This window comes from Candidatus Blastococcus massiliensis AP3, assembly GCF_000582785.1.
GTDB lineage: Bacteria > Actinomycetota > Actinomycetes > Mycobacteriales > Geodermatophilaceae > Blastococcus > Blastococcus massiliensis.
The window spans coordinates 525,980-549,835 of sequence record NZ_HG931174.1; the positions used below are offsets into that span (position 1 = coordinate 525,980).

A 23,856-nucleotide genomic window follows, 5' to 3' on the forward strand; every position below is an offset into this window, starting at 1 on the left:
TCTGTCCGTCCACCGGGGCCGGTACTGCTACTTGGAGTAGAGCTCCACGATCAGCTGCTCCTGGACCGGGGTGTCGATCACCTGACGGGCCGGGATGCTGTGCACGAGCACGCGCAGCTGGCTGCTGATGACCTCCAGCCACGGCGGCACGGGACGCTCGCCGGCGCGGGCCTGGGCGACCTCGAACGGCAGCATCGTGCGCGACTTCTCGGCCACCTCGACGATGTCGTTCTCGGACACCCGGTACGACGGGATGTCGACCTTGCGGCCGTTCACCCGGATGTGACCGTGGCGCACCAGCTGGCGGGCCATGTCGCGGGACTCGGCGAAGCCGGCCCGGTAGACCACGTTGTCCAGCCGCGACTCCAGGATCTGGAGCAGGACCTCACCGGTCTTTCCGGTCTTGCGGTTGGCCTCTTCGTAGTAACCGCGGAACTGCTTCTCCAGCACGCCGTAGATACGACGCGCCTTCTGCTTCTCGCGAAGCTGGAGCAGGTACTCGCTGTCCTTGGTGCGGCCGCGGCCGTGCTCGCCCGGCGGGTAGGGCCGGATCTCGATCGGGCACTTCGCGGACTCGCACTTGCTCCCCTTGAGGAACAGCTTCATCTTCTCGCGCCGGCAGAGGCGGCAGTCGGCTCCGGTGTAACGGGCCACGTCAAATACTCCTGTTTCGTCTCGTCAGTGACCGGTCAGACCCGGCGGCGCTTCTTGGGGCGGCAGCCGTTGTGCGGCTGCGGCGTCACGTCCTGGATCTGACCCACCTCGAGGCCCGTGGCCTGCAGCGAGCGGATCGCGGTCTCCCGGCCGGAGCCAGGGCCCTTCACGAAGACGTCGACCTTGCGCATGCCGTGCTCCTGCGCCTTGCGCGCGGCGTTCTCGGCAGCCATCTGCGCCGCGAACGGCGTGGACTTGCGCGAGCCCTTGAAGCCGACGTGGCCGGCGGAGGCCCAGCTGATCACGTTCCCGGCCGGGTCGGTGATCGACACGATCGTGTTGTTGAACGTGCTCTTGATGTGAGCGGCGCCGTGGGCGACGTTCTTCTTCTCCTTGCGGCGGACCTTCTTGGCACCAGCCGCGGTGCGAGCCCTGGGAGGCATGTCTCTCCGGTCTGTGTCTGTGTTCGTGGCCTGGTAGTGCAGGCGCTCCGCCGGTCCGGCCCTACGGACTCAGCGACGGGGCGCCGGTGTGGCTCGCCTCAGCGAGCCTTCTTCTTGCCGGCGATCGTCTTGCGCGGACCCTTGCTCGAGCGCGCGTTGGTCTTGGTGCGCTGCCCGCGCACCGGCAGGCCGCGGCGGTGCCGCAGCCCCTGGTAGCTGCCGATCTCCACCTTGCGGCGGATGTCGGCGGCCACCTCGCGGCGCAGGTCACCCTCGACGCGGAAGTGCTCGTCGATGTAGTTGCGCAGCTTGAGCAGGTCCTCGTCGCCCAGGTCCTTGACGCGCAGGTCCGGGCTCACGCCCGTCGCCGCCAGGGTCTCCTTGGCGTGGGTCTTGCCGATCCCGTAGATGTAGGTGAGCGCGACCTCCATCCGCTTCTCGCGGGGGAGGTCGACGCCGGCCAGTCGTGCCATGTTCAGGTACTCCCTCAGCCCTGGCGCTGCTTGTGCCGGGCGTTGTCGCAGATGACCATGACCCGGCCGTGCCGGCGGATCACCTTGCACTTGTCGCAGATCTTCTTCACCGACGGCTGGACCTTCACCGGTGCCGCCCCTCATTCCTCAGATCGTGTGCCGACCGCGTCTCTGCCGGTGGGCAGTCGCTGGCCGAGCGGTTACTTGTAGCGGTAGACGATGCGGCCGCGTGTCAGGTCGTAGGGCGAGAGCTCCACGACCACGCGGTCCTCGGGCAGGATGCGGATGTAGTGCTGCCGCATCTTGCCGCTGATGTGGGCGAGCACCCGGTGCCCGTTCTCCAGTTCGACCCGGAACATCGCATTGGGCAGCGGCTCGACGACGCGACCCTCGACCTCGATGGCCCCGTCCTTCTTCGCCATGCCCTACACGCACTCCTTGACTCGGTGGTACTGATCCGGCCCGCGCCCACGGTTCGACCCGGGACGACGTGCGCGGTGGTTGAAGAACAGGTGGTGCAGGCGCTCTCGCAGAGGGCGTTCCCCGTCACGCGGCCACAGCACGACGAAGGAACGGCGCTAGCGCCACGGGAAATCGTACCCCGGCACCACTCTGGTCACCAACCCGCCCCCATGAGGGGTGGAACACCCCCGGCCCCGTCGCAGGGGTCCGGTGCGAGGGCAGCGAGTGCCGGAGGGCGACGGGGTCCTTGCTCAGGTGCGGGGCGTGACCCCGAACGGCGCCAGGCCGGCGACGCCGCCGTCCTCCGCCGTGAGCACCCACGGACCCTCCGGGGTGATCGCCACGGTGTGCTCGAAGTGCGCGGCCCGGGAACCGTCCTTGGTGACCACCGTCCAGCCGTCCTCGAGCTCGACGGTCGCGGGGTCGCCCACGGTGACCATGGGCTCGATGGCCAGCACCAGGCCCGGGACCAGCTTCGGTCCCCGACCCGGACGGCCGTAGTTGAGGACGTGCGGGTCCTGGTGCATCTCCGTGCCGATGCCGTGGCCGCCGTAGTGGTCGACGATCCCGTACGGGTGACCGCTGGCCCGGATGGACTCCTCGACCGCGTGGCTGATGTCGGTGAGCCGGCCACCGGCCAGGGCGCGGGCCAGGCCCGCCCACATCGAGCGCTCCGTGACGTCGAGCAGGGCCGCGTCCTCGGGCGAGGGCTCCCCCACCGTCAACGTGACCGCGGCGTCGCTGTGCCACCCCTCCAGGATGGCGCCGCAGTCGATGGAGACGTTGTCCCCCTCGGCGAGCACGCGGTCCGGATTCGGTATGCCGTGGACGACCTCGTCGTTGATCGAGGTGCAGATCGTTCCGGTGAAGCCGTGGTAGCCGAGGAAGTTGGGCACCGCGCCCTGCGAGCGGATGTGGTCCTCGGCGATGGCATCGAGCTCGCCGGTGGTGATCCCCGGCCTGAGCGCAGCCCTCATCGCGGCATGCGCGCCCGCGGTCACCAGCCCCGAGGCCCGCATGAGCTCGATCTCCTGCGGCGTCTTGATCTGGATCATGCGTCCACTCCACTTCGCGAGCAGCGGGAGACGGCTGAGGATCCCTGCCGTCATCTGCCGCGCCACTTCTCCGTCCGGGCTCGCGCCCCGGTGTTCAGTCCGCGTCCGACCGGACGGGGTCCCCGGAGGCATCGACGCCGAGCGCCTCGAGAGCGCGGGACGTGACCTCCTCGACCGAGCCGATCGCGTCGATGCGGGCGAGCAGGCCCGCCGTCTCGTAGAAGCCGGACAGCGGCGCGGTCTGTTCCCGGTAGACCTTCAGCCGGTGCCGGACGGTCTCGGGCTTGTCGTCGTCGCGCTGGACCTCCTGGCCCTCGACGAGCATCCGCCGGCCGGAGAGACGGCGGACGAGCTCCTCCTCCTCGACGACGAGCTCGAGCACCCGGTCGAGCCCCTGGCCCAGTTCGGTCAGGGACTCACGCAGCTGCTCGGCCTGCGAGATGGTCCGGGGGAAGCCGTCGAGCAGGAAGCCCGCCTTGGCGTCGGGCTCGGCGAGCCGGTCCTTGACCATGGCCACCGTGATCTCGTCGGGAACGAGGTCACCGGCGTCCATGAAGACCTTGGCCTTCTGCCCGAGCTCGGTCTGACCGCTCACGTTGGCCCGGAAGATGTCGCCCGTGGAGATCGCGGGGACGAGGAGCCGCTCGGCGATGATCTGCGCCTGGGTGCCCTTGCCCGCTCCGGGCGGCCCCAGCAGGACGACGCGCACTACTTCAGGAACCCTTCGTAGTTGCGCTGATTGAGCTGCGTCTCGATCTGCTTCACCGTCTCCAACCCCACTCCGACCATGATGAGCACCGCGACCCCGCCGAACGGGAAGTTCTGGTTCTGCCCGGGCTGCGTGACCGCCAGGAAGAAGTTCGGCAGCACGGCGACCACGCCCAGGTAGATCGAGCCCGGCAGGGTGATCCGCGACAGTACGTACTGCAGATACTCCGCCGTCGGCCGGCCCGGGCGGATGCCCGGGATGAAGCCGCCGTAGCGCTTCATGTCGTCGGCCCGCTCCTCGGGATTGAACGTGATCGACACGTAGAAGTACGTGAAGAACACGATCAGCCCGAAGAAGACCGCGATGTGCACCGGGCTGCTCTGGTCGATGATGTGGTTCTCGAAGAACTGCCGGAGCCCGCCGGTCTCGTTGCCCTGCAGCTGCACGATCAGCTGCGGCAGGTAGAGCAGCGACGACGCGAAGATGACCGGGATGACACCGGCCTGGTTCACCTTCAGCGGCAGGTAGGTCGAGGTGCCGCCGTACATGCGCCGGCCGACCATGCGCTTGGCGTACTGCACCGGGATGCGGCGCTGGGCCTGCTCGACGTAGACCACCGTGCCGATGATCAGCACCGCGAAGGCGCAGACGACGGTGAAGACCAGGGCGCCGCGGGTCTGCAGGATCGAGCCACCCTCGGCGGGGATGCGGGCGGCGATCGAGGTGAAGATCAGCACCGACATGCCGTTGCCGATGCCGCGCTCGGTGAGCAGCTCGCCGAGCCACATGACCAGCGCGGTGCCGGCGGTCAGCGCGACGACCAGCATGATCGTCGTCCAGACGGAGTCGGACGGGATGATCGGCTCGGAGCAGCCCGGGAACAGCTGGCCGCTGCGGGCGAGGGCGATGATGCCGGTGCTCTGCAGGACCGCGAGGGCGATCGTCAGGTAACGGGTGTACTGGGTCAGCTTGGCCTGACCCGACTGCCCTTCCTTCTTCAGCTGCTCGAAGCGCGGGATGACCACGACCAGCAGCTGGACGATGATGCTCGCCGTGATGTACGGCATGATCCCGAGCGCGAACACCGACAGGCGCAGCAGTGCGCCGCCGGAGAACAGGTTGACCAGCGAGTAGATGTCGCGCTGGGCACCGGACTGGGCCGCGTCGAGACACCTGTTGATGGCCTCGACGGAGACGCCGGGCCCGGGCACCTGGGCGCCCAGCCGGTAGACGGCGATGATCCCCAGGGAGAACAACAGCTTGCGCCGGAGGTCTGGCGTCCGGAACGCCGCAGCGAACGCCTGCAGCACGTGCCCTCCCCTGATCGGTCGAGTGAGTGTAAAGACCCCCCTGCCCCACACCGCTCGCAGGCTCGCGGCGGAACCCTGCAGGAGGGCGGGGCAGAGGGGTCCTTCGTACTAGATGACGGACGTGCTGCCGCCGGCGGCGGCGATCTTCTCGGCAGCGGAGGCCGAGAAGGCGTGCGCCCGGACGGTGACGTTCACGCCGCCGAGCTCGCCGGTGCCGAGCACCTTGACCGGCTGGTTGCGGCGGACCGCACCGGCGTCGGCCAGGGTCTCCGGGTCGACCGAGCCGCCCTGCGGGAACAGCGCCGCGATCCGGTCGAGGTTGACGACCTGGAAGACGACCTTGTTCGGGGGCTTGAAGCCCGAGAGCTTGGGCAGCCGCATGTGCAGCGGGGTCTGCCCACCCTCGAACCGGGCGGAGGTGTTGCCACGCGCGCCGGTGCCCTTGGTGCCGCGACCGGCGGTCTTGCCCTTGGAGCCCTCACCGCGACCCACGCGGGTCTTCGCGGTGTGGGCGCCCGGGGCCGGACGCAGGTGGTGAACCTTCAGAGTCATAGCGAGTCTTTCCTCAGACTTCTTCGACGGTGACCAGGTGCGGCACCGTGGCGACCATCCCGCGGATCTCGGGACGGTCCTCCTGGACGACCGAGTCGTGGATCCGCTTGAGGCCCAGCGAACGCAGCGTCTCACGCTGGTTGGGCTTCGTGCCGATGGCCGACTTGATCTGGGTGACCTTCAGCTGCGCCATCTCAGACTCCCTGGCCGGCACGAGCACGGAGCATGGCGGCGGGGGCGACGTCCTCCAGCGGCAGACCGCGGCGGGCCGCGATCTCCTCGGGACGGACGAGGTCCTTCAGCGCCTGCATCGTGGCGTGCACGATGTTGATCGGGTTCGAGGACCCGAGGCTCTTGGAGAGCACGTCGTGGATGCCGGCGCACTCGAGCACGGCACGCACCGGACCACCGGCGATGACACCGGTACCGGGGCTGGCGGGCTTGAGCAGCACGACGCCGGCCGCCGCCTCACCCTGCACCGGGTGCGGGATGGTGCTGGCGATGCGAGGCACCTTGTAGAAGTGCTTCTTGGCCTCCTCGACACCCTTGGCGATGGCCGCGGGCACCTCCTTGGCCTTGCCGTAGCCGACGCCCACGGTGCCGTCGCCGTCGCCCACGATCACCAGGGCGGTGAAGCTGAAGCGACGACCACCCTTGACGACCTTGGACACGCGGTTGATGGCGACCACGCGCTCGATGTAGTTGCTCTTCTCGGCGGGCGCGCCCCCGGGGCCCCGACCGCCGTCACGACGGTCGCGGCGGTCGTTACCGCCGCCGGCGCCACCGGCGCCGCCGCCGCGTCGCTGTGGTCCTGGCATCAGACGTCCCTCTCGATCAGCTTGTCGTACATCAGAAGTCCAGCCCGCCCTCGCGGGCACCGTCGGCCAGGGCGGCGATGCGCCCGGCGTACCGGTTGCCACCGCGGTCGAAGACGACCGCCGAGATGCCGGCGGCCTTCGCCCGCTCCGCCACCAGGGCGCCCACCTGACGGGCCAGGGCGGACTTGTCGCCCTCGGCGCCACGCAGGCCGGCGTCCATCGTGGAGGCGCTCACCACGGTGCGGCCGACGGTGTCGTCGACGACCTGCACGTGGATGTGGCGCGAGCTGCGCTTGACCACCAGGCGCGGACGCTCGGCGGTACCCGAGACCCGCTTGCGCAGCCGGTTGTGGCGACGCAGCCGCGAGACGCGGCGCGCCGTGCTGATGTCGGTTCCGACGGGCTTGTGGACCCGAGCGGCCTTCTCTGCCTGAGCCATCACTTACCCGTCTTCCCGACCTTGCGCTTGACGACCTCGCCCTGATACCGCACGCCCTTGCCCTTGTAGGGGTCGGGCTTGCGGATCTTGCGGATCTTGGCTGCGACCTCACCGACGAGCTGCTTGTCGATTCCGCTGACCCGCAGGCGGGTCGGCGACTCGACGGCGAAGGTGATGCCCTCCGGTGCCTTGACGGGCACCGGGTGGCTGAAGCCCAGGGCGAACTCGAGGTCCGAGCCGCGCGCCTGGACGCGGTAACCGACGCCGACGATCTCGAGGGTCTTCGTGTACCCCTCGGTGACGCCGGTGATCATGTTGGCGATCAGCGTCCGCGACAGCCCGTGGAGGGCGCGGTTCTGCCGTTCGTCGTTGGGCCGCTGCACGAGCAGCGTGCCGTCCTCACTGCGCTCGACCGTGATCGGCGTCGCGACCGTGTGCGCCAGGGCGCCCTTGGGGCCCTTCACGTTCACCGTCTGGCCGTCGATGGCGATGTCCACGCCACCCGGCACGGGAATCGGCAGTCGTCCGATCCGTGACATCTCGCTCGCCCCTTACCAGACGTAGGCGAGGACTTCCCCACCCACGCCCTTCTTGTTCGCCTGCTTGTCGGTGAGCAGCCCGGTCGAGGTCGAGATGATCGCCACGCCGAGACCGCCGAGCACCTTGGGCAGTGCGGTGGACTTCGCGTAGACCCGCAGACCGGGCTTCGAGACCCGCCGGACGCCGGCGATGCTGCGCTCACGGTTGGGGCCGTACTTCAGGTCGATCTGCAGCTGCTTGAAGGTGCTGCCGTCCTTCTCGATCTCGCTGACGTTCCAACCGGCGATGTAGCCCTCCTGCTGGAGGATCTCGGCGATGTGCGTCTTGAGCTTCGAGGACGGCATGACCGCTGCGTCGTGGTACGCCTGGTTGGCGTTCCGCAGACGCGTGAGCATGTCTGCGATCGGGTCGGTCATCGTCATGGCGTGTGGTGCCTCTCTCGCCGCGGTTCCTCATGCCCCGGGTCATTCCGGACTTGGGGCGTGGGCCTCTCGGCGATCAGTGGTGCATCGGTGAGGGGTGGAACGGGGTCCTGCTACCAGCTGGACTTCTTCACGCCGGGGAGCTCCCCGGCGTGGGCCATCTCCCGCAGGCAGATCCGGCACAGGCCGAACTTGCGGAAGACGGCGTGCGGACGACCGCACCGCTGGCAGCGGGTGTAACCGCGGACCGCGAACTTGGGCTTGCGGGCCGCCTTGTTGATCAGCGCCTTCTTGGCCATTGCTTCTCTCCTGCCCGGCTCAGCGGACGGTCGTGACGACGGGCTGGCCGGCGAAGGGGAATCCGAGCTGGCGGAGCAGCTCGCGACCCTCCTCGTCGGTGGTGGCGGTGGTCACCAGCGTGATGTCCATGCCGCGGGGGCGGTCGATCTTGTCTACGTCGATCTCGCGGAACATCGACTGCTCGGTCAGCCCGAACGTGTAGTTGCCGTGGCCGTCGAACTGCTTCGGGTTCAGGCCGCGGAAGTCGCGGATGCGGGGCAGGGCCAGCGACAGCAGCCGGTCGAGGAACTCCCACATGCGGTCGCCGCGGAGGGTGACCTTCGCGCCGATCGGCATGCCCTCGCGCAGCTTGAACTGCGCGATGGACTTGCGGGCCCGGACGACGGCCGGCTTCTGACCGGTGATGGCGGTGAGGTCGCGGACCGCGCCGTCCATCAGCTTCGCGTCGCGGGTGGCCTCGCCGACGCCCATGTTGACGACGATCTTGGTCAACCGCGGGATCTGCATGACGTTCTCGTAGCCGAACTCGCCCTGCAGCGCCGGCACGATGTTCTCGCGGTAGTTGGCGAGCATGCGGGGCAGCTCACGGGTGGGTGCGCTCATGGTCAGAGGTCCTTACCGGTGCGCCGCGAGACCCGGATGCTGCGGCCTTCCTCGTCCTTGCGGTAACCGACCCGGGTCGGCTTCTCGTCGGAGTCGATCACCATCACGTTGCTCACGTGGATGGGAGCCTCCTGCGTGACGATCCCGCCCTGCTGGGCGCCGCGCTGGTTCGAGCTGATGCGGGTGTGCTTCTTGATCCGACCCACGCCCTCGACGAGGACCTTCTGCAGCTTCGGGTAGGCAGCGATGACCCGGCCCTTGGCGCCCTTGTCCTTGCCGGCGAGCACCAGGACGGTGTCGCCCTTCTTGACCTTCATCGACGGCGTCTTGCCGTTGCTGACGGCAGCCATGATCACAGCACCTCCGGGGCGAGCGAGATGATTCGCATGAAGCGCTTGTCACGCAGCTCCCGGCCGACCGGCCCGAAGATGCGGGTACCGCGCGGGTCGCCGGTGTCGCGGATGATGACCGCGGCGTTCTCGTCGAAGCGGATGTAGGAACCGTCGGGACGACGGCGCTCCTTCACCGTGCGGACGATGACGGCCTTGACGACGTCACCCTTCTTCACGCCGGCGCCCGGCAGCGCGTCCTTCACGGTGGCGACGATGATGTCGCCGATGCCCGCGTAGCGTCGCCCCGAGCCGCCGAGAACCCGGATGCAGAGGATCTCCTTCGCACCGGTGTTGTCGGCGACACGCAGTCGCGACTCCTGCTGGATCACGTCCTACTCCCAAATACTTGTGGTGACAGCCGGGCCGGAACGGTGAACCGGCTGTCCGGAACCCGCGTGCGGACGCACCGGCGGAGAGCCGCCGGTGCGTCCGAAGCGCGAGACCGGGATGTGCACGCAGCTCCTGGTGACAGGTGCGGTGCGTGCCAGTCGACCAGCGTACCCGGTCGACCGTCGGCCCCGGAGGCCCGGGGCCTGGACGAGGCCTTCGTTACTTCGCCTTCTCCACGACCTGCACGAGCCGCCACCGCTTGGTGGCCGACATCGGACGGGTCTCCATGATCTGCACGCGGTCGCCGATGCCGGCGACACCCTGCTCGTCGTGGACCTTGAGCTTGTTCGTGCGGCGGATGACCTTGCCGTAGAGGGCGTGCTTGACGCGGTCCTCCACCTCGACGACGACGGTCTTCTCCATCTTGTCGCTGACCACGAGGCCCTCACGGACCTTGCGGTAGCCGCGGCCGGCGAGGCCGGGCCCGGACGACTGCTGGGTCTCGCTCATGCCACACCCTCGTTCGGGGCGACCGAGAGACCCAGCTCGCGCTCGCGCATGATCGTGTAGATCCGGGCGATGTCGCGGCGGACGGTCTGCAGTCGCCGGTTGTTGTCCAGCTGGCCGGTGGCCACCTGGAACCGCAGGTTGAACAGTTCTTCCTTGGACTCGCGCAGCCGCGTGGCGAGCTCGTCAGCAGAGAGCTCGCGCAGCTCGGGAGCGGTCAGACCGGCGGCCATCACACTTCTCCTTCACGCGTGATGAAGCGGCACTTCATCGGCAGCTTGTGGATCGCGCGCCGCATGGCCTCGCGGGCCACGGGCTCGGCCACACCGGAGAGCTCGAAGAGCACCCGGCCCGGCTTGACGTTGGCGACCCACCACTCCGGGGAACCCTTGCCGGAACCCATGCGGGTCTCGGCGGGCTTCTTGGTGAGCGGACGGTCCGGGTAGATCGAAATCCACACCTTGCCGCCACGCTTGATGTGGCGGGTCATGGCGATACGAGCGGACTCGATCTGCCGGTTGGTGACGTACGCCGGCTCGAGCGCCTGGATGGCGTACTCGCCGAAGTTGATCTCGGTGCCACCCTTGGCCCGGCCGGACCGGCTCGGGTGGTGCTGCTTGCGGTGCTTCACGCGCCGGGGGATCAGCACGTCTCAGCCCTCCGTCGTGGGGTTCTCGGCGGCCGTGCTCTCGGCCGCAGCGGTGGCCTCGGGGCCGGCAGCCTCGGCGAGGGTCTGCTCGGGAGCGACCTCGCCGGACGTCTGCGCGACCACGGCCTCGGTGGTGTCGGCGGCGGCGTCGGCCGGCCGCCCGGTGCCCTCGGCGGCGGCGCGGCCGGCCTCGGTGCCACCAGCGGTGGTGCCCGAGGAGCCCGAACGACGCGGGCGCTGCGGGCGCTCGCGACGCTGGCCCTGACGCTCGGCCAGGGCCTCGAGGGCCGCACGCTCGGCGCGCGAACCGCTGACGTCACCCTTGTAGATCCACACCTTGACGCCGATGCGGCCGAAGGTGGTGCGGGCCTCGTAGATGCCGTAGTCGATGTTCGCGCGCAACGTGTGCAGCGGGACGCGACCCTCGCGGTAGAACTCCGAGCGGCTCATCTCGGTGCCGCCGAGGCGGCCCGAGCACTGCACCCGGATGCCCTTGACCTGCGGGCTGCGCTGCGCCGACTGCATGGCCTTGCGCATGGCACGACGGAAGCTGACCCGGCTGGAGAGCTGCTCGGCGACGCCCTGGGCGACCAGCTGCGCGTCCGACTCCGGGTTCTTGACCTCGAGGATGTTCAGCTGCACCTGCTTGCCGGTGAGCTTCTCGAGCTCGCCACGGATGCGGTCGGCCTCCGCGCCGCGACGGCCGATGACGATGCCCGGCCGGGCGGTGTGGATGTCGACGCGGACCCGATCACGGGTGCGCTCGATCTCGACCTTGGAGATGCCGGCCCGCTCCATGCCCTTGGACATGAGCTTGCGGATCGCGACGTCTTCCTTGACGTAGTCCTTGTACAGCTTGTCCGCGTACCACCGGGACTTGTAGTCGGTGGTGATCCCGAGTCGGAACCCGTGCGGGTTGACCTTCTGACCCACTAGCGGGTCCCTCCCCTCGTGTTGCTGGTGGACTGCTGGGCCGCGGGGCCGACCATGCCGGTCTCCCGGCGGGCCTTCCGCGACTTCTGCGCGAGGTCGGCGCTGGTGGCCACCTCGCTCACCTCGATGGTGATGTGGCTGGTCCGCTTGTTGATGCGGAACGCCCGGCCCTGCGCACGCGGACGGATCCGCTTGAGCGTCGGACCCTCGTCGACGTAGGCGGCGCTGATGACCAGCGCAGCCGGGTCGAGCTGCAGGTTGTGCTCGGCGTTGGCCACCGCGCTGGCGACGACCTTGGCCACCGGCTCGCTGGCGCTCTGCGGCGCGTAGCGCAGCAGGGCCAGTGCCTCGTCGGTGGGCAGGTAGCGGACCATGTCCACCACCCGCCGGGCCTTCATGGGGGTCACGCGGACGAACCGGGCCGTAGCCCGGGCGACCGGCGCCTCCTGTCCCAACTGGGAAGTCATCTGAATCTCTCTCTACCTGGTCAGCCCCGCCGCGAGCGGCGGTCGTCCTTGATGTGCCCACGGAACGTGCGCGTGGGGGCGAACTCGCCGAGCTTGTGCCCGACCATCGCCTCGGTCACGAACACCGGGACGTGCTTGCGGCCGTCGTGCACCGCGAGGGTGTGACCCAGCATGTCCGGGATGATCGTCGAGCGACGTGACCAGGTGCGGATCACGTTCTTGGTGCCCTTTTCGTTCTGCGCGTCCACCTTCTTGAGCAGGTGGTCGTCGACGAACGGGCCCTTCTTCAGGCTGCGTGGCATGTCTGTCGGCTCCTCTGTCCCGCTCAGCGCTTCTTGTTGGCGCGCCGGCGGCGCACGATCAGGGCGTCACTGGCCTTCCGCTTGCGCGTCCGGCCCTCCGGCTTGCCCTTCGGGTTCACCGGGTGGCGACCACCGGAGGTCTTGCCCTCACCACCACCGTGCGGGTGGTCGACCGGGTTCATCGCCACACCACGGACGGTCGGGCGCTTGCCCTTCCACCGCATTCGGCCGGCCTTGCCCCAGTTGATGTTGGACTGCTCGGCGTTGCCCACCTCGCCGACCGTGGCGCGGCAGCGCACGTCGACGTTGCGGATCTCGCCCGAGGGCATGCGCAGCTGCGCGAAGCGGCCCTCACGGGCGACCAGCTGGACGCTGGTGCCCGCCGAGCGCGCGATCTTCGCACCGCCACCGGGACGGAGCTCGATGGCATGAACCACGGTGCCGACGGGGATGTTCCGCAGCGGCAGGTTGTTGCCGGGCTTGATGTCGGCCGACGGCCCGCACTCCACCGTGTCGCCCTGCTTCAGCTTCGCCGGCGCGATGATGTAGCGCTTCTCGCCGTCGGCGTAGTGCAGCAGCGCGATGCGCGACGTGCGGTTCGGGTCGTACTCGATGTGCGCGACCTTGGCCGGCACGCCGTCCTTGTCGGCGCGACGGAAGTCGATCAGGCGGTAGGCCCGCTTGTGACCGCCACCCTGGTGTCGCGCGGTGACCTTGCCGTGGACGTTGCGTCCACCGCGGCCGTGCAGCGGCCGGACCAGCGACTTCTCGGGATGGTCGCGGGTGACCTCGGCGAAGTCGGCGACGCTGGAGCCACGGCGGCCCGGCGTCGTCGGCTTGTACTTACGGATAGCCATTGCTGACTCAGTCCCTGTCTATATCTCTGGTCCGTGGATCCGGGCCCGTCAGGCGCCCGGACCCCCGAAGATCTCGATGCGGTCGCCGGGGGCGAGCGAGACGATGGCGCGCTTGGTGTCCTTGCGCTTGCCCATCTGGGTGCCCCGGCTGCGCTTGCGCTTGCCCTGGCGGTTGATCGTGTTCACGCCGGTGACCTTCACGTCGAAGATCTGCTCGACCGCGATCTTGATCTGCGTCTTGTTGGCCTCGGGCAGCACGATGAACGTGTACTGGTTGTCGTCGAGCAGCCCGTAGCTCTTCTCGGAGATGACCGGGGCGAGCAGGACGTCCCGGGGGTCGCGGACGCTCATGCCTTCTCCTCGGTGGTCTCGTCAGCGGCCACTGCATCGGTGGCAGGAGCCTTCTTGGCGGGTGCCTTCTTCGCAGCGGCCTTCTTCGCCAGCTTCTCGTCCGCCGACTTCGCCGACGCCGCCTTCTTGGCCGGAGCCTTCTTGGCGGCAGCCTTCGTGGCGGCGGCCTTCGTGGCAGGAGCCTCGGCGGCCGTCTCGACGGTGCCCTCGCCCTCGGCGGGAGCGATCGAGGGGACGCCCCCGGCGACCCCCTCCGTGGACAGGTCCGGCAGCTGCCGGCCCTTGCCCTTGGCCGGACCGGCGACGAACTCGGCCAGTGCGGTCTCGGTGAAGACCACCTCGTCGGCGACGAGCACGTCGTAGGTGTTGAGCTGGCCGGCCTCGATCAGGTGCACCTGCGGCAGGTTGCGCAGGCTCACCCAGTTGAGGACGTCGTCGTGGTCCAGGACCACGAGGACCTTCTTCGCCGAGGTGATGGCGTTCAGGGTGGCCATGGCGGACTTGGTCCGCGGGGCGTCGCCGTCGACGAAGGCGGAGACCACGTGGACGCGGCCTTCGCGGGCCCGGTCGGAGAGGGCACCGCGCAGGGCGGCGGCCTTCATCTTCTTCGGGGTCTTCTTCGTGTAGTCGCGGGGCGTGGGCCCGAAGACCGTGCCACCGCCGGCGAACTGCGGCGCCCGGGTCGAACCCTGACGGGCCCGGCCGGTGCCCTTCTGGCGGTAGGGCTTGGCGCCACCGCCGCGCACCTCACCACGGGTCTTGGTGGAGTGCGTGCCCTGGCGCGCCGCGGCGAGCTGCGCCACGACGACCTGGTGCATCAGGGAGACGTTCGCGTTGGCGTCGAAGAGCTCACCGGGCAGCGTCACGCTGCCGGAGGTCTCCCCTGCCGGGGTGCGGACGTCGACCTGGCGGTCGGTGCGCGTGTCGATCGACTGGCTCACTTCTTGTCACTCCCCACGGGGCCGCCCTTGACCGCGGAGCGGACGAGGAGCAGGCCACCCTTGGGACCGGGGACCGCACCCTTGATCAGGATGAGCCCGCGCTCCGCGTCGACCTTGTGAACGACCAGCGACAGCGTGGTCGTCTTCACGGCGCCCATGCGGCCGGCCATCTTCAGGCCCTTGAACACGCGGCCCGGGGTGGACGCGCCACCGATGGAACCGGGCGACCGGTGCTTGCGCTGGGTGCCGTGCGACGCGCCGAGGCCCTTGAAGCCGTGACGCTTCATGACGCCGGCCGTGCCCTTGCCCTTGCTGGTGCCGATGACGTCGACCTTGGCCACGCCGTCGAACACGTCGGCGGTCAGCTCCTGGCCGACCGTGTAGTCGCCGGCGTCCTCGGTGCGCAGTTCGACCAGGTGCCGCCGCGGCGTGACGCCCGCCTTGGTGAAGTGCCCGCCCTCGGGGCGGTTCACCTTGCGCGGGTCGATCTCACCGAACCCGAGCTGGAGGGCCGAGTAGCCGTCCACCTCGGGGGTGCGCACCTGGGTCACCACACACGGGCCCGCCTTGACGACGGTCACCGGCACGAGGCGGTTGTTCTCGTCGAAAACCTGGGTCATCCCCAGCTTCTCGCCGAGGAGACCGCGAAATGTGCTCGCCATGTCTGCTGACTGCCCTTACTGAATGTTGACGTCGACCGAGGCCGGCAGGTCGATGCGCATGAGCGCGTCCACCGTCTTCGGCGTCGGGTCGAGGATGTCGATGAGCCGCTTGTGCGTGCGCATCTCGAAGTGCTCGAACGAGTCCTTGTACTTGTGCGGCGAACGGATCACCGCGTACACGTTCTTCTCCGTCGGCAGAGGCACCGGGCCGACCACACGCGCTCCGGTCTTGGTGACCGTCTCCACGATGCGCCGCGCCGAGGCGTCGATCGCCTCGTGGTCATAGGCCTTCAGCCGGATGCGGATCTTCTGTCCCGCCATCGCTGTCTTCTGCTCCTGCCGATCGGTTGTGAAAGTTCGAGTGGGTCTGCTGACCCGGTCCCGGGCAGCTGCCCGGGGGTCCTGGCCGGGCGGCGGCCGGCTCGCGGCCGCCGCCCGTCAGGGGAACTACTTGTTGATCTTGGTGACGCGTCCGGCGCCCACGGTCCGGCCACCCTCACGGATGGCGAACTTGAGGCCCTCCTCCATGGCGATGGGCTGGATCAGCTCCACCGTCATCTCGGTGTTGTCGCCGGGCATGACCATCTCGGTGCCCGAGGGCAGCGTGACCACGCCGGTGACGTCCGTCGTCCGGAAGTAGAACTGGGGACGGTAGTTGTTGAAGAACGGCGTGTGACGGCCACCCTCGTCCTTCGAGAGGATGTAGACCGAACCCTCGAAGTTGGTGTGCGGGGTGATCGAGCCGGGCTTCACGACGACCTGGCCGCGCTCCACGTCCTCGCGCTTGATGCCGCGGAGGAGCAGACCGACGTTGTCACCGGCCTGGCCCTGGTCGAGCAGCTTGCGGAACATCTCGACGCCGGTGACGGTCGTCTTGGTCGAGTTCTCGCGGATGCCGACGATCTCGATCTCCTCGGAGACCTTGACGATGCCGCGCTCGACGCGGCCGGTGACGACCGTGCCACGACCGGTGATCGTGAAGACGTCCTCGACGGGCATGAGGAACGGCTTGTCGATGTCGCGCTCCGGCTCCGGGATGGCGGTGTCGACGGCGTTCATCAGCTCCATGAGCTTGTCGCCCCACTCGGCGTCGCCCTCGAGGGCCTTGAGCGCCGACACGCGCACCACGGGGACGTCGTCGCCCGGGAACTCGTACTCGCTGAGGAGCTCGCGCACCTCGAGCTCGACGAGCTCCAGGATCTCCTCGTCGTCCACCATGTCGGCCTTGTTCAGGGCCACCACGATGTAGGGGACGCCGACCTGGCGGGCCAGGAGGACGTGCTCCTTGGTCTGCGGCATCGGGCCGTCGGTCGCCGCGACCACGAGGATCGCGCCGTCCATCTGCGCGGCACCGGTGATCATGTTCTTGATGTAGTCGGCGTGCCCGGGGCAGTCGACGTGGGCGTAGTGCCGGCTCTCGGTCTGGTACTCGACGTGGGCGATCGAGATCGTGATGCCGCGGGCCTTCTCCTCGGGCGCCTTGTCGATCGAGTCGAAGGCCGACGCCTCGTTGAGGTCCGGGTACTTGTCGTGCAGGACCTTGGTGATCGCCGCGGTCAGCGTCGTCTTGCCGTGGTCGATGTGCCCGATGGTGCCGATGTTGACGTGCGGCTTGGTCCGCTCGAACTTGGCCTTGGCCACTGGGTTCCTCTCCTCGTGGTTACGCAGGTGGTGCGTGCTCTGGGGGGTTTCGGGCGGGGCCCGCCGGTCACGGGCCTCCGCCCGTGACCGGTCTTGCCGTTACTCGCCGGTCGCCTTGGCGATGATCTCCTTGGCGACGTTGGCCGGGACCTCGGCGTACGAGTCGAAGACCATCGAGTAGCTCGCCCGTCCCTGGGTGCGGCTGCGCAGGTCGCCCACGTAGCCGAACATCTCCGACAGCGGGACCAGGGCCCGGACGACGCGGGCGCCGGAGCGCTCCTCCATCGCCTGGATGATCCCGCGGCGGGAGTTCAGGTCGCCGATGACGTCGCCCATGTTCTCCTCGGGCGTCGTCACCTCGACCGCCATCAGCGGCTCGAGCAGGGCCGGGCTGGCCTTGCGCGCCGCCTCCTTGAAGGCGATCGAGCCGGCGATCTTGAAGGCCATCTCCGAGGAGTCGACCTCGTGGTACTGGCCGTCGAGCAGGCTGGCCTTCACACCCACCATGGGGTAGCCGGCGAGGACGCCGTACTGCATGGCGTCCTGCATGCCCTGGTCGACCGACGGGATGTACTCCTTGGGGATGCGACCACCGGTGACCTTGTTCTCGAACTCGTAGGTCGCCGAGTCGGCGCTCATCTCCAGCGGCTCGATCGCGATCTGGACCTTCGCGAACTGGCCGGAGCCACCCGTCTGCTTCTTGTGCGTGTAGTCGTACCGCTCGACGGCCTGGCGGATGGTCTCGCGGTAGGCGACCTGGGGCTTGCCGACGTTGGCCTCGACGTTGAACTCGCGGCGCATGCGGTCCACCAGGATCTCCAGGTGGAGCTCGCCCATGCCGGAGATGACCGTCTGGCCGGTCTCCTCGTCCAGCTTCACCTGGAAGGTCGGGTCCTCCTCGGCGAGCTTCTGGATCGCGGTGCCCAGCTTCTCCTGGTCGCTCTTGGTCTTCGGCTCGATGGCCACCGAGATGACCGGCGCCGGGAAGGTCATCGACTCGAGGATCACCGGCTGCTGCGGGTCGCAGAGGGTGTCACCCGTCGTCGTCTGCTTCATGCCGTTGACGGCGACGATCTGGCCGGCACCGACGCCCGCACGCTCTTCACGCTTGTTGGCGTGCATCTGGTAGATCTTGCCGACCCGCTCCTTGCGGTCCTTGGTGCTGTTGAGCACCGGGGACCCGGCCTCGAGCTTGCCGGAGTACACGCGGATGTACGTCAGCTTGCCGAGGTGCTGGTCGGTCTGGATCTTGAAGGCCAGGGCCGAGAACGGCTCGTCCTCGTCGGCGTGCCGGAGGACCTCGGTCTCGCCGTCCAGCGCGGTGCCGACGATCGCCTCGATGTCCAGGGGGCTGGGGAGGTAGTCGGTGACGGCGTCGAGCATGGGCTGGATGCCCTTGTTCTTGAACGCCGTACCCGTCACGACCGGGTTGACCTGACCGGCGATGGTCGCCTTGCGGATGGCGGCCTTGAGACGGTCGACCGCGATCTCCTCGCCGGCGAGGTAGTCCTCCATCAGCGAGTCGTCGAAGTCCGCGATGTTCTCGAGCAGCTTCTCGCGGTACTCGGCGGCCTGGTCGGTCAGCTCGGCCGGGATCTCCTCGACCTCGTAGTCCTCGCCCATCTTGGTCTCACCGCGCCAGGTGAGCGCGCGCATCTGGACCAGGTCGACGACGCCGATGAAGTCGGCCTCGGCGCCGATGGGGAGCTGCAGCACGAGCGGGTTGGCGCCCAGGCGCTCGATCATCATGTCGACGCAGCGGAAGAAGTCGGCACCCGTGCGGTCGAGCTTGTTGACGAAGCACATGCGCGGGACGCCGTACTTCTCAGCCTGCCGCCACACCTGCTCGGTCTGGGGCTCGACGCCGGCGACACCGTCGTAGACCGCCACCGCACCGTCGAGCACCCGGAGCGACCGCTCCACCTCGACGGTGAAGTCGACGTGTCCAGGGGTGTCGATGATGTTGATGTCGTGGTCGTTCCAGGAGCACTTCGTCGCGGCCGACGTGATGGTGATGCCGCGCTCCTGCTCCTGCTCCATCCAGTCCATCGTGGCCGCGCCGTCGTGGACCTCACCGATCTTGTAGCTGATACCGGTGTAGAAGAGGATGCGCTCGGTCGTGGTGGTCTTGCCGGCGTCGATGTGCGCCATGATCCCGATGTTCCGGGTCTTGCGGAGCTGGGCCTCGTTGCTGGCCATTGCTTCTCCTCGTGGTTCTGGTCCGTGTGCGGGTGCCGGGGCCGGACTCTTGTGGAGCGTCCCGGTGTCCCGCCGACGGCGGGCGCTGGCGGCTGTGCCTTACCAGCGGTAGTGCGCGAAGGCCTTGTTCGACTCGGCCATCTTGTGCGTGTCCTCGCGCCGCTTCACGGCGGCACCGAGGCCGTTGCTCGCGTCGAGCAGCTCGTTCATGAGGCGCTCGGTCATCGTCTTCTCGCGACGGGCCCGGCTGTACTGGATCAGCCAGCGCAGCCCCAGCGTGGTGCTCCGCGAGGGGCGCACCTCGACCGGGACCTGGTAGGTCGCGCCACCGACACGGCGGCTGCGGACCTCGAGGGACGGCTTCACGTTGTCCAGCGCACGCTTGAGCGTGACGACCGGGTCGGTGTCGCTCTTGGCGCGGGCGCCCTCGAGCGCGCCGTAGACGATCGCCTCGGCGACCGAGCGCTTGCCGTCGACGAGCACCTTGTTCACCAGCTGGGTCACCAGCGGCGACTGGTACACCGGGTCGATGACGAGCGGACGCTTCGGCGCGGGGCCCTTGCGCGGCATTAGCTCTTCTCCTTCTTCGCGCCGTAGCGGCTGCGAGCCTGCTTGCGGTTGCGGACACCCTGGGTGTCCAGCGAGCCGCGAATGATCTTGTAGCGCACGCCCGGGAGGTCCTTCACGCGGCCGCCGCGCACGAGCACCATCGAGTGCTCCTGCAGGTTGTGACCGACACCGGGGATGTAGGCGGTCACCTCGATGCCACTGGTGAGGCGGACGCGAGCGACCTTGCGCAGCGCCGAGTTCGGCTTCTTCGGCGTCGTCGTGTACACACGCGTGCACACTCCGCGGCGCTGGGGCGAACCCTTCAGCGCCGGAGTGCTGGTCTTGACGACCTTGTCCTCGCGGCCCTTGCGGACCAGCTGGTTGATCGTGGGCATGGGTGGCCTGGATCTCCTACCTGCGCTGGGTCGTGCTCTCGATGTATGCCTGCTGGTGGTGCTCGGGTGCCGAACTCCCCGGAAGAAGTCCACCCGATCCCGGCCGCCAACCACCATCCGGCCCCCGCGGTCGGGCGTGTCGCCCGGCCCGGGACCGGCCCGTGGTCGGACCGAACTCGGTTGCCCCTCGCGACTCGGCGCCGCCGCCTCCCGGCCTTGAGCCGGAGGGCGGTCCCCGGTGACCGGAACGATCACCCAGGCGCACCGCGAACGGGAGCTGGCCCAGGGCACCCTGGGCACGGCTGACCACGATACCCGTGCCTCGGAACCCGGTCAAAGCCGGGTCCCTCACATCCACGGCCGGGTGGCCGACCGCGGGCCGCCGGAGCGGACCACGCCGGGACAACCGCGCCTCGCGGCGGTCGATTCCCCGACGCCGTGGCGATCCGGGTCTCCCGGGGGCCGACCCTACTCCCGGACGGTCGGCGCGGTTACCCGCGCCGCGCCGCCGTTCGCACGGCGGTTCCGGGCCCGCCCGTCCGGGAACTGTCCGACCCCGGGCCTAGCGTCGCCGGCAGCCGGTCGCCCCCGATCGGAGGAGGGAAGGGCACGTGCATCCCGACAGCGCGCGCGAGTTGAAGGCTCTGCTGCTGGAGGGGCTGCGGTCGGCTCCCCCGACGGCGCTCACCGCCGACCGGGCCGGTGGAGCACGGTGGCCCCACGTCGCTGTGGGACTGACGCCCGTGGCCGGTGGACGCGCGCGCGTGGCCGTCCGCCTGGAGGAGGACGGCGACCGCGCCGCGCTCCCGGATCTGGGGCGGGCGGCCGATGCCGAGATCGACATCCGCGTCATCGGGCCGGTCCGCGCCTACTCCTCCTCCCCCACGCCCGGCGAGCTCCAGCGACGCACGCGCCCCCTGCGGCCCGGGGTCTCGGTGGCCCACCCCGGCGTGACCGCCGGGACGCTGGGCGGCTTCGTGCGCACCGCCGCCGGGCCGGCGATCCTGTCGAACAACCACGTGCTCGCCGCCAGCGACGCGGCCTCGGTCGGGGACCCGATCCTCCAACCCGGCCCCGCCGACGGCGGCCGACCGGACGACCGGGTGGCCACGCTGACCGCGTACCGGCCGTTCCGGAGCGACGGGGGCAACCTTGTCGACGCCGCGGTCGCCGCCCTGGACGCGGGGGTGGCGATCGACCTCGCCGCCTACCCCGGCGGGCCGCTCCTCGGCCCCGTTCCACCGGCTGACGAGATCGATCCCGACGAGGCGGTGGAGAAGGTGGGCCGGACGACCGCGCACACGGCCGGCCGGATCACCGCCGTGGAGGTCGACGGCGTCGCGGTGCAGTACGACGAGGAGATCTTCGGCTTCGACGACCAGGTGGAGGTCGAAGGCACCTCCGGACCGTTCAGTGCCGGCGGCGACAGCGGGTCGGTGATCTGGCGCAGCCGCGACCGGGCTCCGCTCGCGTTGCTCTTCGCCGGCAGCAGCACCGGGGGGAGCAACGGCGCCGGGCTCACCTTCGCCAACCCCCTCGTCACGGTGCTCGACCTGCTCGGCGCGGAGTGGTGGACGGACCCCTTGTCCCCGACCGCTCGCTAGCTCGCCCCAGGGCCCTGCGGGAGGCCTGAGGGTGTCGCTCCCGCCGCGCTGGGGGCACGATGGGCGGTGTGACCGACCGGAATGCCGCGCGCGCCGCCAAGCGCACGCTCGCCGCGCGCCTGCGCGCCGAGCCCGGCGTGGTCGGTGTGGGGCTGGCCCGCCGGGACACCGGTTACGTCGTCAAGGTGGACCTGGTCGACGAGGGTGCTGCGAGCCGGGTGCCGGCCGACGTCGACGGGGTCCGGGTGGTCACCGAGGTGATCGGCGTGGTCCGTCCGCTCTGACGTGCCGATAGCGTGCCCCCAGGGGCGTCGCGCCGCGCGCCCAGAGACCTGAGGAGGGCACGTGCGCATCGGCACCCAAGCCAGCTACAGCGGAGGGTTCGCCCAGACCGCGGCAGAGGTCCGCGACCTGGAGGCCGCGGGCCTCGACCTCATCTCGGTGGCCGAGGTCTACACGTTCGACGCGGTCAGCCAGCTCGGCTACCTGGCCGCCGTCACCGAGCGGGTGGAGCTGCTCAGCGGGATCTTCCCGATCTACAGCCGGACGCCGGCCCTGACGGCCATGACCGCCGCCGGCCTGGACTTCGTCTCCGACGGCCGGTTCACCCTGGGCCTGGGCACCTCCGGGCCGCAGGTCATCGAGGGCTGGCACGGCGTGCCGTACGACGCGCCCCTGCAGCGGACCCGCGAAGTCGTGGAGATCTGCCGCCAGGTGTGGCGCCGTGAGCGGCTGCAGCACGAGGGCAAGAAGTACACCGTGCCCCTGCCGGCCGACCAGGGCACCGGCCTGGGCAAGCCGCTCAAGCTCATCAACACCCCGGTACGGGACCGGATCCCCGTGATGCTCGCGGCGCTCGGGCCGAAGAACGTCGAGATGTGCGCGGAGATCGCCGAGGCCTGGGAGCCGATCTTCTTCCTCCCCGAGCGCGCCCAGTCGGTGTGGGGTGAGGCCCTGGCCGCCGGCAAGGCCAAGCGCGCGCCCGAGCTCGGTGAGCTGCAGGTCGTCAACGGCGTCTCGGTGGCCATCGGCGACGACGTCGACCACCTCCTGGACGCCGTCCGGCCGGGGCTGGCCCTCTACATCGGCGGGATGGGCGCCCGGGGCAAGAACTTCTACAACGACCTCGCCGTCCGCTACGGCTACGAGGCGGAGGCCAAGACCATCCAGGACCTCTACCTGGACGGGAAGAAGGACGAGGCGGCGGCCGCCATCCCCGACGAGCTGGTGCGCCTGACGTCCCTCATCGGCCCGGAGTCGTGGGTCGCCGAGCGGATCGCGGCCTTCCGCGAGGCCGGCGTGACCACGCTGATGGTGCAGCCCCTCGACGGCAGCCGCGAGGGCCGGCTCCGGACGGTCGAGACGATGAAGCGCCTCGCCGGCTGACGCCCCCCCCCCCCACTGTTGCCATGCAGGAAACTCGCCGCTAGGGTTTCCTGCATGGCAACTGGCTCCGATCGCACCCCTAGCGCTCCGGACGCTCGGAGAGCGCTGCAGCAACTGTCCGCGGACCGGGCCGCGGTGCGCTATCCGCCCATGCCGCGGTGGTTCTATCCCGTGCAGGCGAGCCTCCTCGCCGGCCTGTGCCTCGTCCAGCTCCTACCTTCCCCGGCGGCGGCCGTGGCGACCGTGCTCGCGGGCGTCACGGTGGCCTTGCTGGGATCGCGCTACTGGCTGAACCGACCCGACGTCTCCGGGGTCACCCCGTCGCTTCGCGACATGCTCCCCTTCCTGGCCGGCACGTCCGGCGCCATCCTGCTGGCGATGGCCCTGTCCAGGACGACCGGCGCCTGGTGGGTCTGGATCGTCGCGGCCGTCGTGGTCGCCGGCGTCGTGCTGCGCACGGGCGCTACCTACCGCCAGGAGTACGGCGATGCCGCCTGAGGCGCCGGTCTTCGACGAGATCATCCACGCACCGCATCGACTCCGGATCTGCGCGGTCCTGGGCGCGGCGCGCCGCGTCGAGTTCGGGTTCCTGCAGGACCGCCTGGAGTTGTCGAAGTCCGCGCTGAGCAAGCACCTGTCCCAGCTGGCCGACGCCGGGTACGTGACCCAGGAGCGAGGCGTGCGGGAGGGCCGCAGCCGGCTCTGGCTCACCCTCACCCCCGCGGGCAGGCGTGCCTACGCCGCCCATGTCCGGGCACTCCAGCAGATCATCGCCGCCGACCCCGGCTGACGAGATCCTCCCTCACCGCGGAGCGTCCTCCCCCACCGTCCACCGTGAGGGAGGACGCTCGGTGATCAGGTGACCTGATCATCGCCACGGGACGGGGACGCGAAGGGGCCCCGCAGGCGAA

The 23,856-nt window shown here is 69.6% G+C and carries 38 protein-coding genes; 5 read left to right on the forward strand and 33 right to left on the reverse strand.

What is annotated here, in order from left to right; translation table 11 throughout:
- Positions 1–27: 27 nt before the first annotated feature.
- The 33 genes from rpsD to rpsL form a co-directional block, all read right to left on the reverse strand.
- Positions 28–654: a 30S ribosomal protein S4 gene (rpsD, locus tag BN344_RS10940; protein WP_040338530.1), complete on the reverse strand. Its 627-nt coding sequence runs from the start codon at positions 652–654 to the stop codon at positions 28–30.
- A 35-nt stretch (positions 655–689) separates the two neighbouring features.
- A complete protein-coding gene (gene rpsK, locus BN344_RS10945) occupies positions 690–1,097 on the reverse strand; it encodes a 30S ribosomal protein S11 (protein ID WP_040338531.1) in 408 nt (135 codons plus the stop codon).
- Between the two features lie 98 nt (positions 1,098–1,195).
- A complete protein-coding gene (rpsM, locus tag BN344_RS10950; RefSeq protein WP_040338532.1) occupies positions 1,196–1,570 on the reverse strand; it encodes a 30S ribosomal protein S13 in 375 nt (124 codons plus the stop codon).
- A gap of 14 nt (positions 1,571–1,584) precedes the next feature.
- Complete coding sequence (rpmJ, locus tag BN344_RS10955) at positions 1,585–1,698, reverse strand: 50S ribosomal protein L36 (RefSeq protein WP_012950458.1); 114 nt, start codon at positions 1,696–1,698, stop codon at positions 1,585–1,587.
- Between the two features lie 72 nt (positions 1,699–1,770).
- Positions 1,771–1,992: a translation initiation factor IF-1 gene (gene infA, locus BN344_RS10960; protein WP_028929190.1), complete on the reverse strand. Its 222-nt coding sequence runs from the start codon at positions 1,990–1,992 to the stop codon at positions 1,771–1,773.
- Positions 1,993–2,283: 291 nt separating this feature from the next.
- Complete coding sequence (gene map, locus BN344_RS10965) at positions 2,284–3,087, reverse strand: type I methionyl aminopeptidase (RefSeq protein ID WP_040338533.1); 804 nt, start codon at positions 3,085–3,087, stop codon at positions 2,284–2,286.
- Between the two features lie 94 nt (positions 3,088–3,181).
- A complete protein-coding gene (locus BN344_RS10970; RefSeq protein WP_040338534.1) occupies positions 3,182–3,796 on the reverse strand; it encodes an adenylate kinase in 615 nt (204 codons plus the stop codon).
- On the reverse strand, positions 3,796–5,106 hold the full coding sequence (secY, locus tag BN344_RS10975) for a preprotein translocase subunit SecY (protein WP_040338535.1): 1,311 nt from the start codon (positions 5,104–5,106) through the stop codon (positions 3,796–3,798). The genes BN344_RS10970 and secY overlap by 1 nt, the downstream gene beginning before the upstream one ends.
- A gap of 108 nt (positions 5,107–5,214) precedes the next feature.
- Positions 5,215–5,658, reverse strand: a complete 444-nt coding sequence (gene rplO, locus BN344_RS10980) for a 50S ribosomal protein L15 (protein WP_040338536.1) — start codon at positions 5,656–5,658, stop codon at positions 5,215–5,217.
- A 13-nt stretch (positions 5,659–5,671) separates the two neighbouring features.
- Positions 5,672–5,851: a 50S ribosomal protein L30 gene (gene rpmD, locus BN344_RS10985; RefSeq protein ID WP_040338537.1), complete on the reverse strand. Its 180-nt coding sequence runs from the start codon at positions 5,849–5,851 to the stop codon at positions 5,672–5,674.
- Position 5,852: 1 nt separating this feature from the next.
- The gene (gene rpsE / locus BN344_RS10990; protein WP_040338538.1) at positions 5,853–6,476 is read right to left on the reverse strand and encodes a 30S ribosomal protein S5; all 624 of its coding nucleotides are present in this window, start codon (positions 6,474–6,476) and stop codon (positions 5,853–5,855) included.
- A gap of 31 nt (positions 6,477–6,507) precedes the next feature.
- On the reverse strand, positions 6,508–6,915 hold the full coding sequence (rplR, locus tag BN344_RS10995) for a 50S ribosomal protein L18 (protein WP_081788551.1): 408 nt from the start codon (positions 6,913–6,915) through the stop codon (positions 6,508–6,510).
- Positions 6,915–7,454: a 50S ribosomal protein L6 gene (gene rplF / locus BN344_RS11000; protein WP_040338539.1), complete on the reverse strand. Its 540-nt coding sequence runs from the start codon at positions 7,452–7,454 to the stop codon at positions 6,915–6,917. The genes rplR and rplF overlap by 1 nt, the downstream gene beginning before the upstream one ends.
- Positions 7,455–7,466: 12 nt before the next feature.
- Complete coding sequence (gene rpsH / locus BN344_RS11005) at positions 7,467–7,871, reverse strand: 30S ribosomal protein S8 (protein WP_462475928.1); 405 nt, start codon at positions 7,869–7,871, stop codon at positions 7,467–7,469.
- Positions 7,872–7,990: 119 nt separating this feature from the next.
- Positions 7,991–8,176, reverse strand: a complete 186-nt coding sequence (locus BN344_RS11010) for a type Z 30S ribosomal protein S14 (RefSeq protein WP_040338541.1) — start codon at positions 8,174–8,176, stop codon at positions 7,991–7,993.
- Positions 8,177–8,195: 19 nt separating this feature from the next.
- On the reverse strand, positions 8,196–8,780 hold the full coding sequence (rplE, locus tag BN344_RS11015) for a 50S ribosomal protein L5 (RefSeq protein ID WP_040338542.1): 585 nt from the start codon (positions 8,778–8,780) through the stop codon (positions 8,196–8,198).
- Positions 8,781–8,782: 2 nt separating this feature from the next.
- Entirely contained in the window at positions 8,783–9,130 is a 348-nt protein-coding gene (rplX, locus tag BN344_RS11020; RefSeq protein ID WP_462475929.1) for a 50S ribosomal protein L24, read from the reverse strand.
- A 2-nt stretch (positions 9,131–9,132) separates the two neighbouring features.
- Positions 9,133–9,501, reverse strand: coding sequence for a 50S ribosomal protein L14 (gene rplN, locus BN344_RS11025; RefSeq protein WP_040338543.1), 369 nt, complete (start codon positions 9,499–9,501; stop codon positions 9,133–9,135).
- A gap of 220 nt (positions 9,502–9,721) precedes the next feature.
- Positions 9,722–10,012 (reverse strand): 30S ribosomal protein S17, encoded by a 291-nt coding sequence (gene rpsQ, locus BN344_RS11030; protein WP_040338544.1) that lies wholly within the window; start codon positions 10,010–10,012, stop codon positions 9,722–9,724.
- Positions 10,009–10,242, reverse strand: coding sequence for a 50S ribosomal protein L29 (gene rpmC / locus BN344_RS11035; protein ID WP_040338545.1), 234 nt, complete (start codon positions 10,240–10,242; stop codon positions 10,009–10,011). The genes rpsQ and rpmC overlap by 4 nt, the downstream gene beginning before the upstream one ends.
- Positions 10,242–10,658 carry a 50S ribosomal protein L16 gene (rplP, locus tag BN344_RS11040; RefSeq protein WP_040338546.1) on the reverse strand — a complete coding sequence of 139 codons (417 nt, stop codon included), beginning with the start codon at positions 10,656–10,658 and terminating at the stop codon, positions 10,242–10,244. The genes rpmC and rplP overlap by 1 nt, the downstream gene beginning before the upstream one ends.
- Positions 10,659–10,661: 3 nt before the next feature.
- Positions 10,662–11,591, reverse strand: a complete 930-nt coding sequence (rpsC, locus tag BN344_RS11045; RefSeq protein WP_040338547.1) for a 30S ribosomal protein S3 — start codon at positions 11,589–11,591, stop codon at positions 10,662–10,664.
- Positions 11,591–12,058, reverse strand: a complete 468-nt coding sequence (rplV, locus tag BN344_RS11050) for a 50S ribosomal protein L22 (protein WP_040338548.1) — start codon at positions 12,056–12,058, stop codon at positions 11,591–11,593. The genes rpsC and rplV overlap by 1 nt, the downstream gene beginning before the upstream one ends.
- Positions 12,059–12,078: 20 nt before the next feature.
- A complete protein-coding gene (gene rpsS / locus BN344_RS11055; RefSeq protein ID WP_029340037.1) occupies positions 12,079–12,360 on the reverse strand; it encodes a 30S ribosomal protein S19 in 282 nt (93 codons plus the stop codon).
- 23 nt (positions 12,361–12,383) lie between these two features.
- Positions 12,384–13,217, reverse strand: coding sequence for a 50S ribosomal protein L2 (rplB, locus tag BN344_RS11060; RefSeq protein ID WP_040338549.1), 834 nt, complete (start codon positions 13,215–13,217; stop codon positions 12,384–12,386).
- Between the two features lie 48 nt (positions 13,218–13,265).
- On the reverse strand, positions 13,266–13,568 hold the full coding sequence (rplW, locus tag BN344_RS11065; protein WP_040338550.1) for a 50S ribosomal protein L23: 303 nt from the start codon (positions 13,566–13,568) through the stop codon (positions 13,266–13,268).
- A complete protein-coding gene (rplD, locus tag BN344_RS11070; RefSeq protein ID WP_081788553.1) occupies positions 13,565–14,509 on the reverse strand; it encodes a 50S ribosomal protein L4 in 945 nt (314 codons plus the stop codon). The genes rplW and rplD overlap by 4 nt, the downstream gene beginning before the upstream one ends.
- Positions 14,506–15,171, reverse strand: coding sequence for a 50S ribosomal protein L3 (gene rplC, locus BN344_RS11075; RefSeq protein WP_040338551.1), 666 nt, complete (start codon positions 15,169–15,171; stop codon positions 14,506–14,508). Before rplC ends, rplD begins: the two co-directional genes overlap by 4 nt.
- A gap of 15 nt (positions 15,172–15,186) precedes the next feature.
- Positions 15,187–15,492, reverse strand: coding sequence for a 30S ribosomal protein S10 (gene rpsJ, locus BN344_RS11080; protein ID WP_014377994.1), 306 nt, complete (start codon positions 15,490–15,492; stop codon positions 15,187–15,189).
- Between the two features lie 126 nt (positions 15,493–15,618).
- The gene (tuf, locus tag BN344_RS11085) at positions 15,619–16,812 is read right to left on the reverse strand and encodes an elongation factor Tu (protein WP_040338552.1); all 1,194 of its coding nucleotides are present in this window, start codon (positions 16,810–16,812) and stop codon (positions 15,619–15,621) included.
- A 99-nt stretch (positions 16,813–16,911) separates the two neighbouring features.
- A complete protein-coding gene (gene fusA / locus BN344_RS11090; RefSeq protein WP_040338553.1) occupies positions 16,912–19,011 on the reverse strand; it encodes an elongation factor G in 2,100 nt (699 codons plus the stop codon).
- Between the two features lie 99 nt (positions 19,012–19,110).
- A complete protein-coding gene (gene rpsG, locus BN344_RS11095; protein ID WP_040338554.1) occupies positions 19,111–19,581 on the reverse strand; it encodes a 30S ribosomal protein S7 in 471 nt (156 codons plus the stop codon).
- Positions 19,581–19,955 carry a 30S ribosomal protein S12 gene (gene rpsL, locus BN344_RS11100; RefSeq protein WP_040338555.1) on the reverse strand — a complete coding sequence of 125 codons (375 nt, stop codon included), beginning with the start codon at positions 19,953–19,955 and terminating at the stop codon, positions 19,581–19,583. Before rpsL ends, rpsG begins: the two co-directional genes overlap by 1 nt.
- Before the next feature lie 611 nt (positions 19,956–20,566).
- Here rpsL and BN344_RS11105 point away from each other — a divergent pair.
- From BN344_RS11105 to BN344_RS11125, 5 genes are all read left to right on the forward strand, one after another.
- Complete coding sequence (locus BN344_RS11105; RefSeq protein ID WP_040338556.1) at positions 20,567–21,559, forward strand: serine/threonine-protein kinase; 993 nt, start codon at positions 20,567–20,569, stop codon at positions 21,557–21,559.
- 59 nt (positions 21,560–21,618) lie between these two features.
- Positions 21,619–21,843 (forward strand): hypothetical protein, encoded by a 225-nt coding sequence (locus BN344_RS11110; protein WP_231486735.1) that lies wholly within the window; start codon positions 21,619–21,621, stop codon positions 21,841–21,843.
- 61 nt (positions 21,844–21,904) lie between these two features.
- A complete protein-coding gene (locus tag BN344_RS11115) occupies positions 21,905–22,945 on the forward strand; it encodes an LLM class F420-dependent oxidoreductase (protein ID WP_040338558.1) in 1,041 nt (346 codons plus the stop codon).
- Between the two features lie 150 nt (positions 22,946–23,095).
- On the forward strand, positions 23,096–23,443 hold the full coding sequence (locus BN344_RS11120) for a hypothetical protein (protein WP_040338559.1): 348 nt from the start codon (positions 23,096–23,098) through the stop codon (positions 23,441–23,443).
- Positions 23,433–23,735 (forward strand): transcriptional regulator, encoded by a 303-nt coding sequence (locus tag BN344_RS11125; protein ID WP_040338560.1) that lies wholly within the window; start codon positions 23,433–23,435, stop codon positions 23,733–23,735. Before BN344_RS11120 ends, BN344_RS11125 begins: the two co-directional genes overlap by 11 nt.
- Positions 23,736–23,856 lie beyond the last annotated feature (121 nt).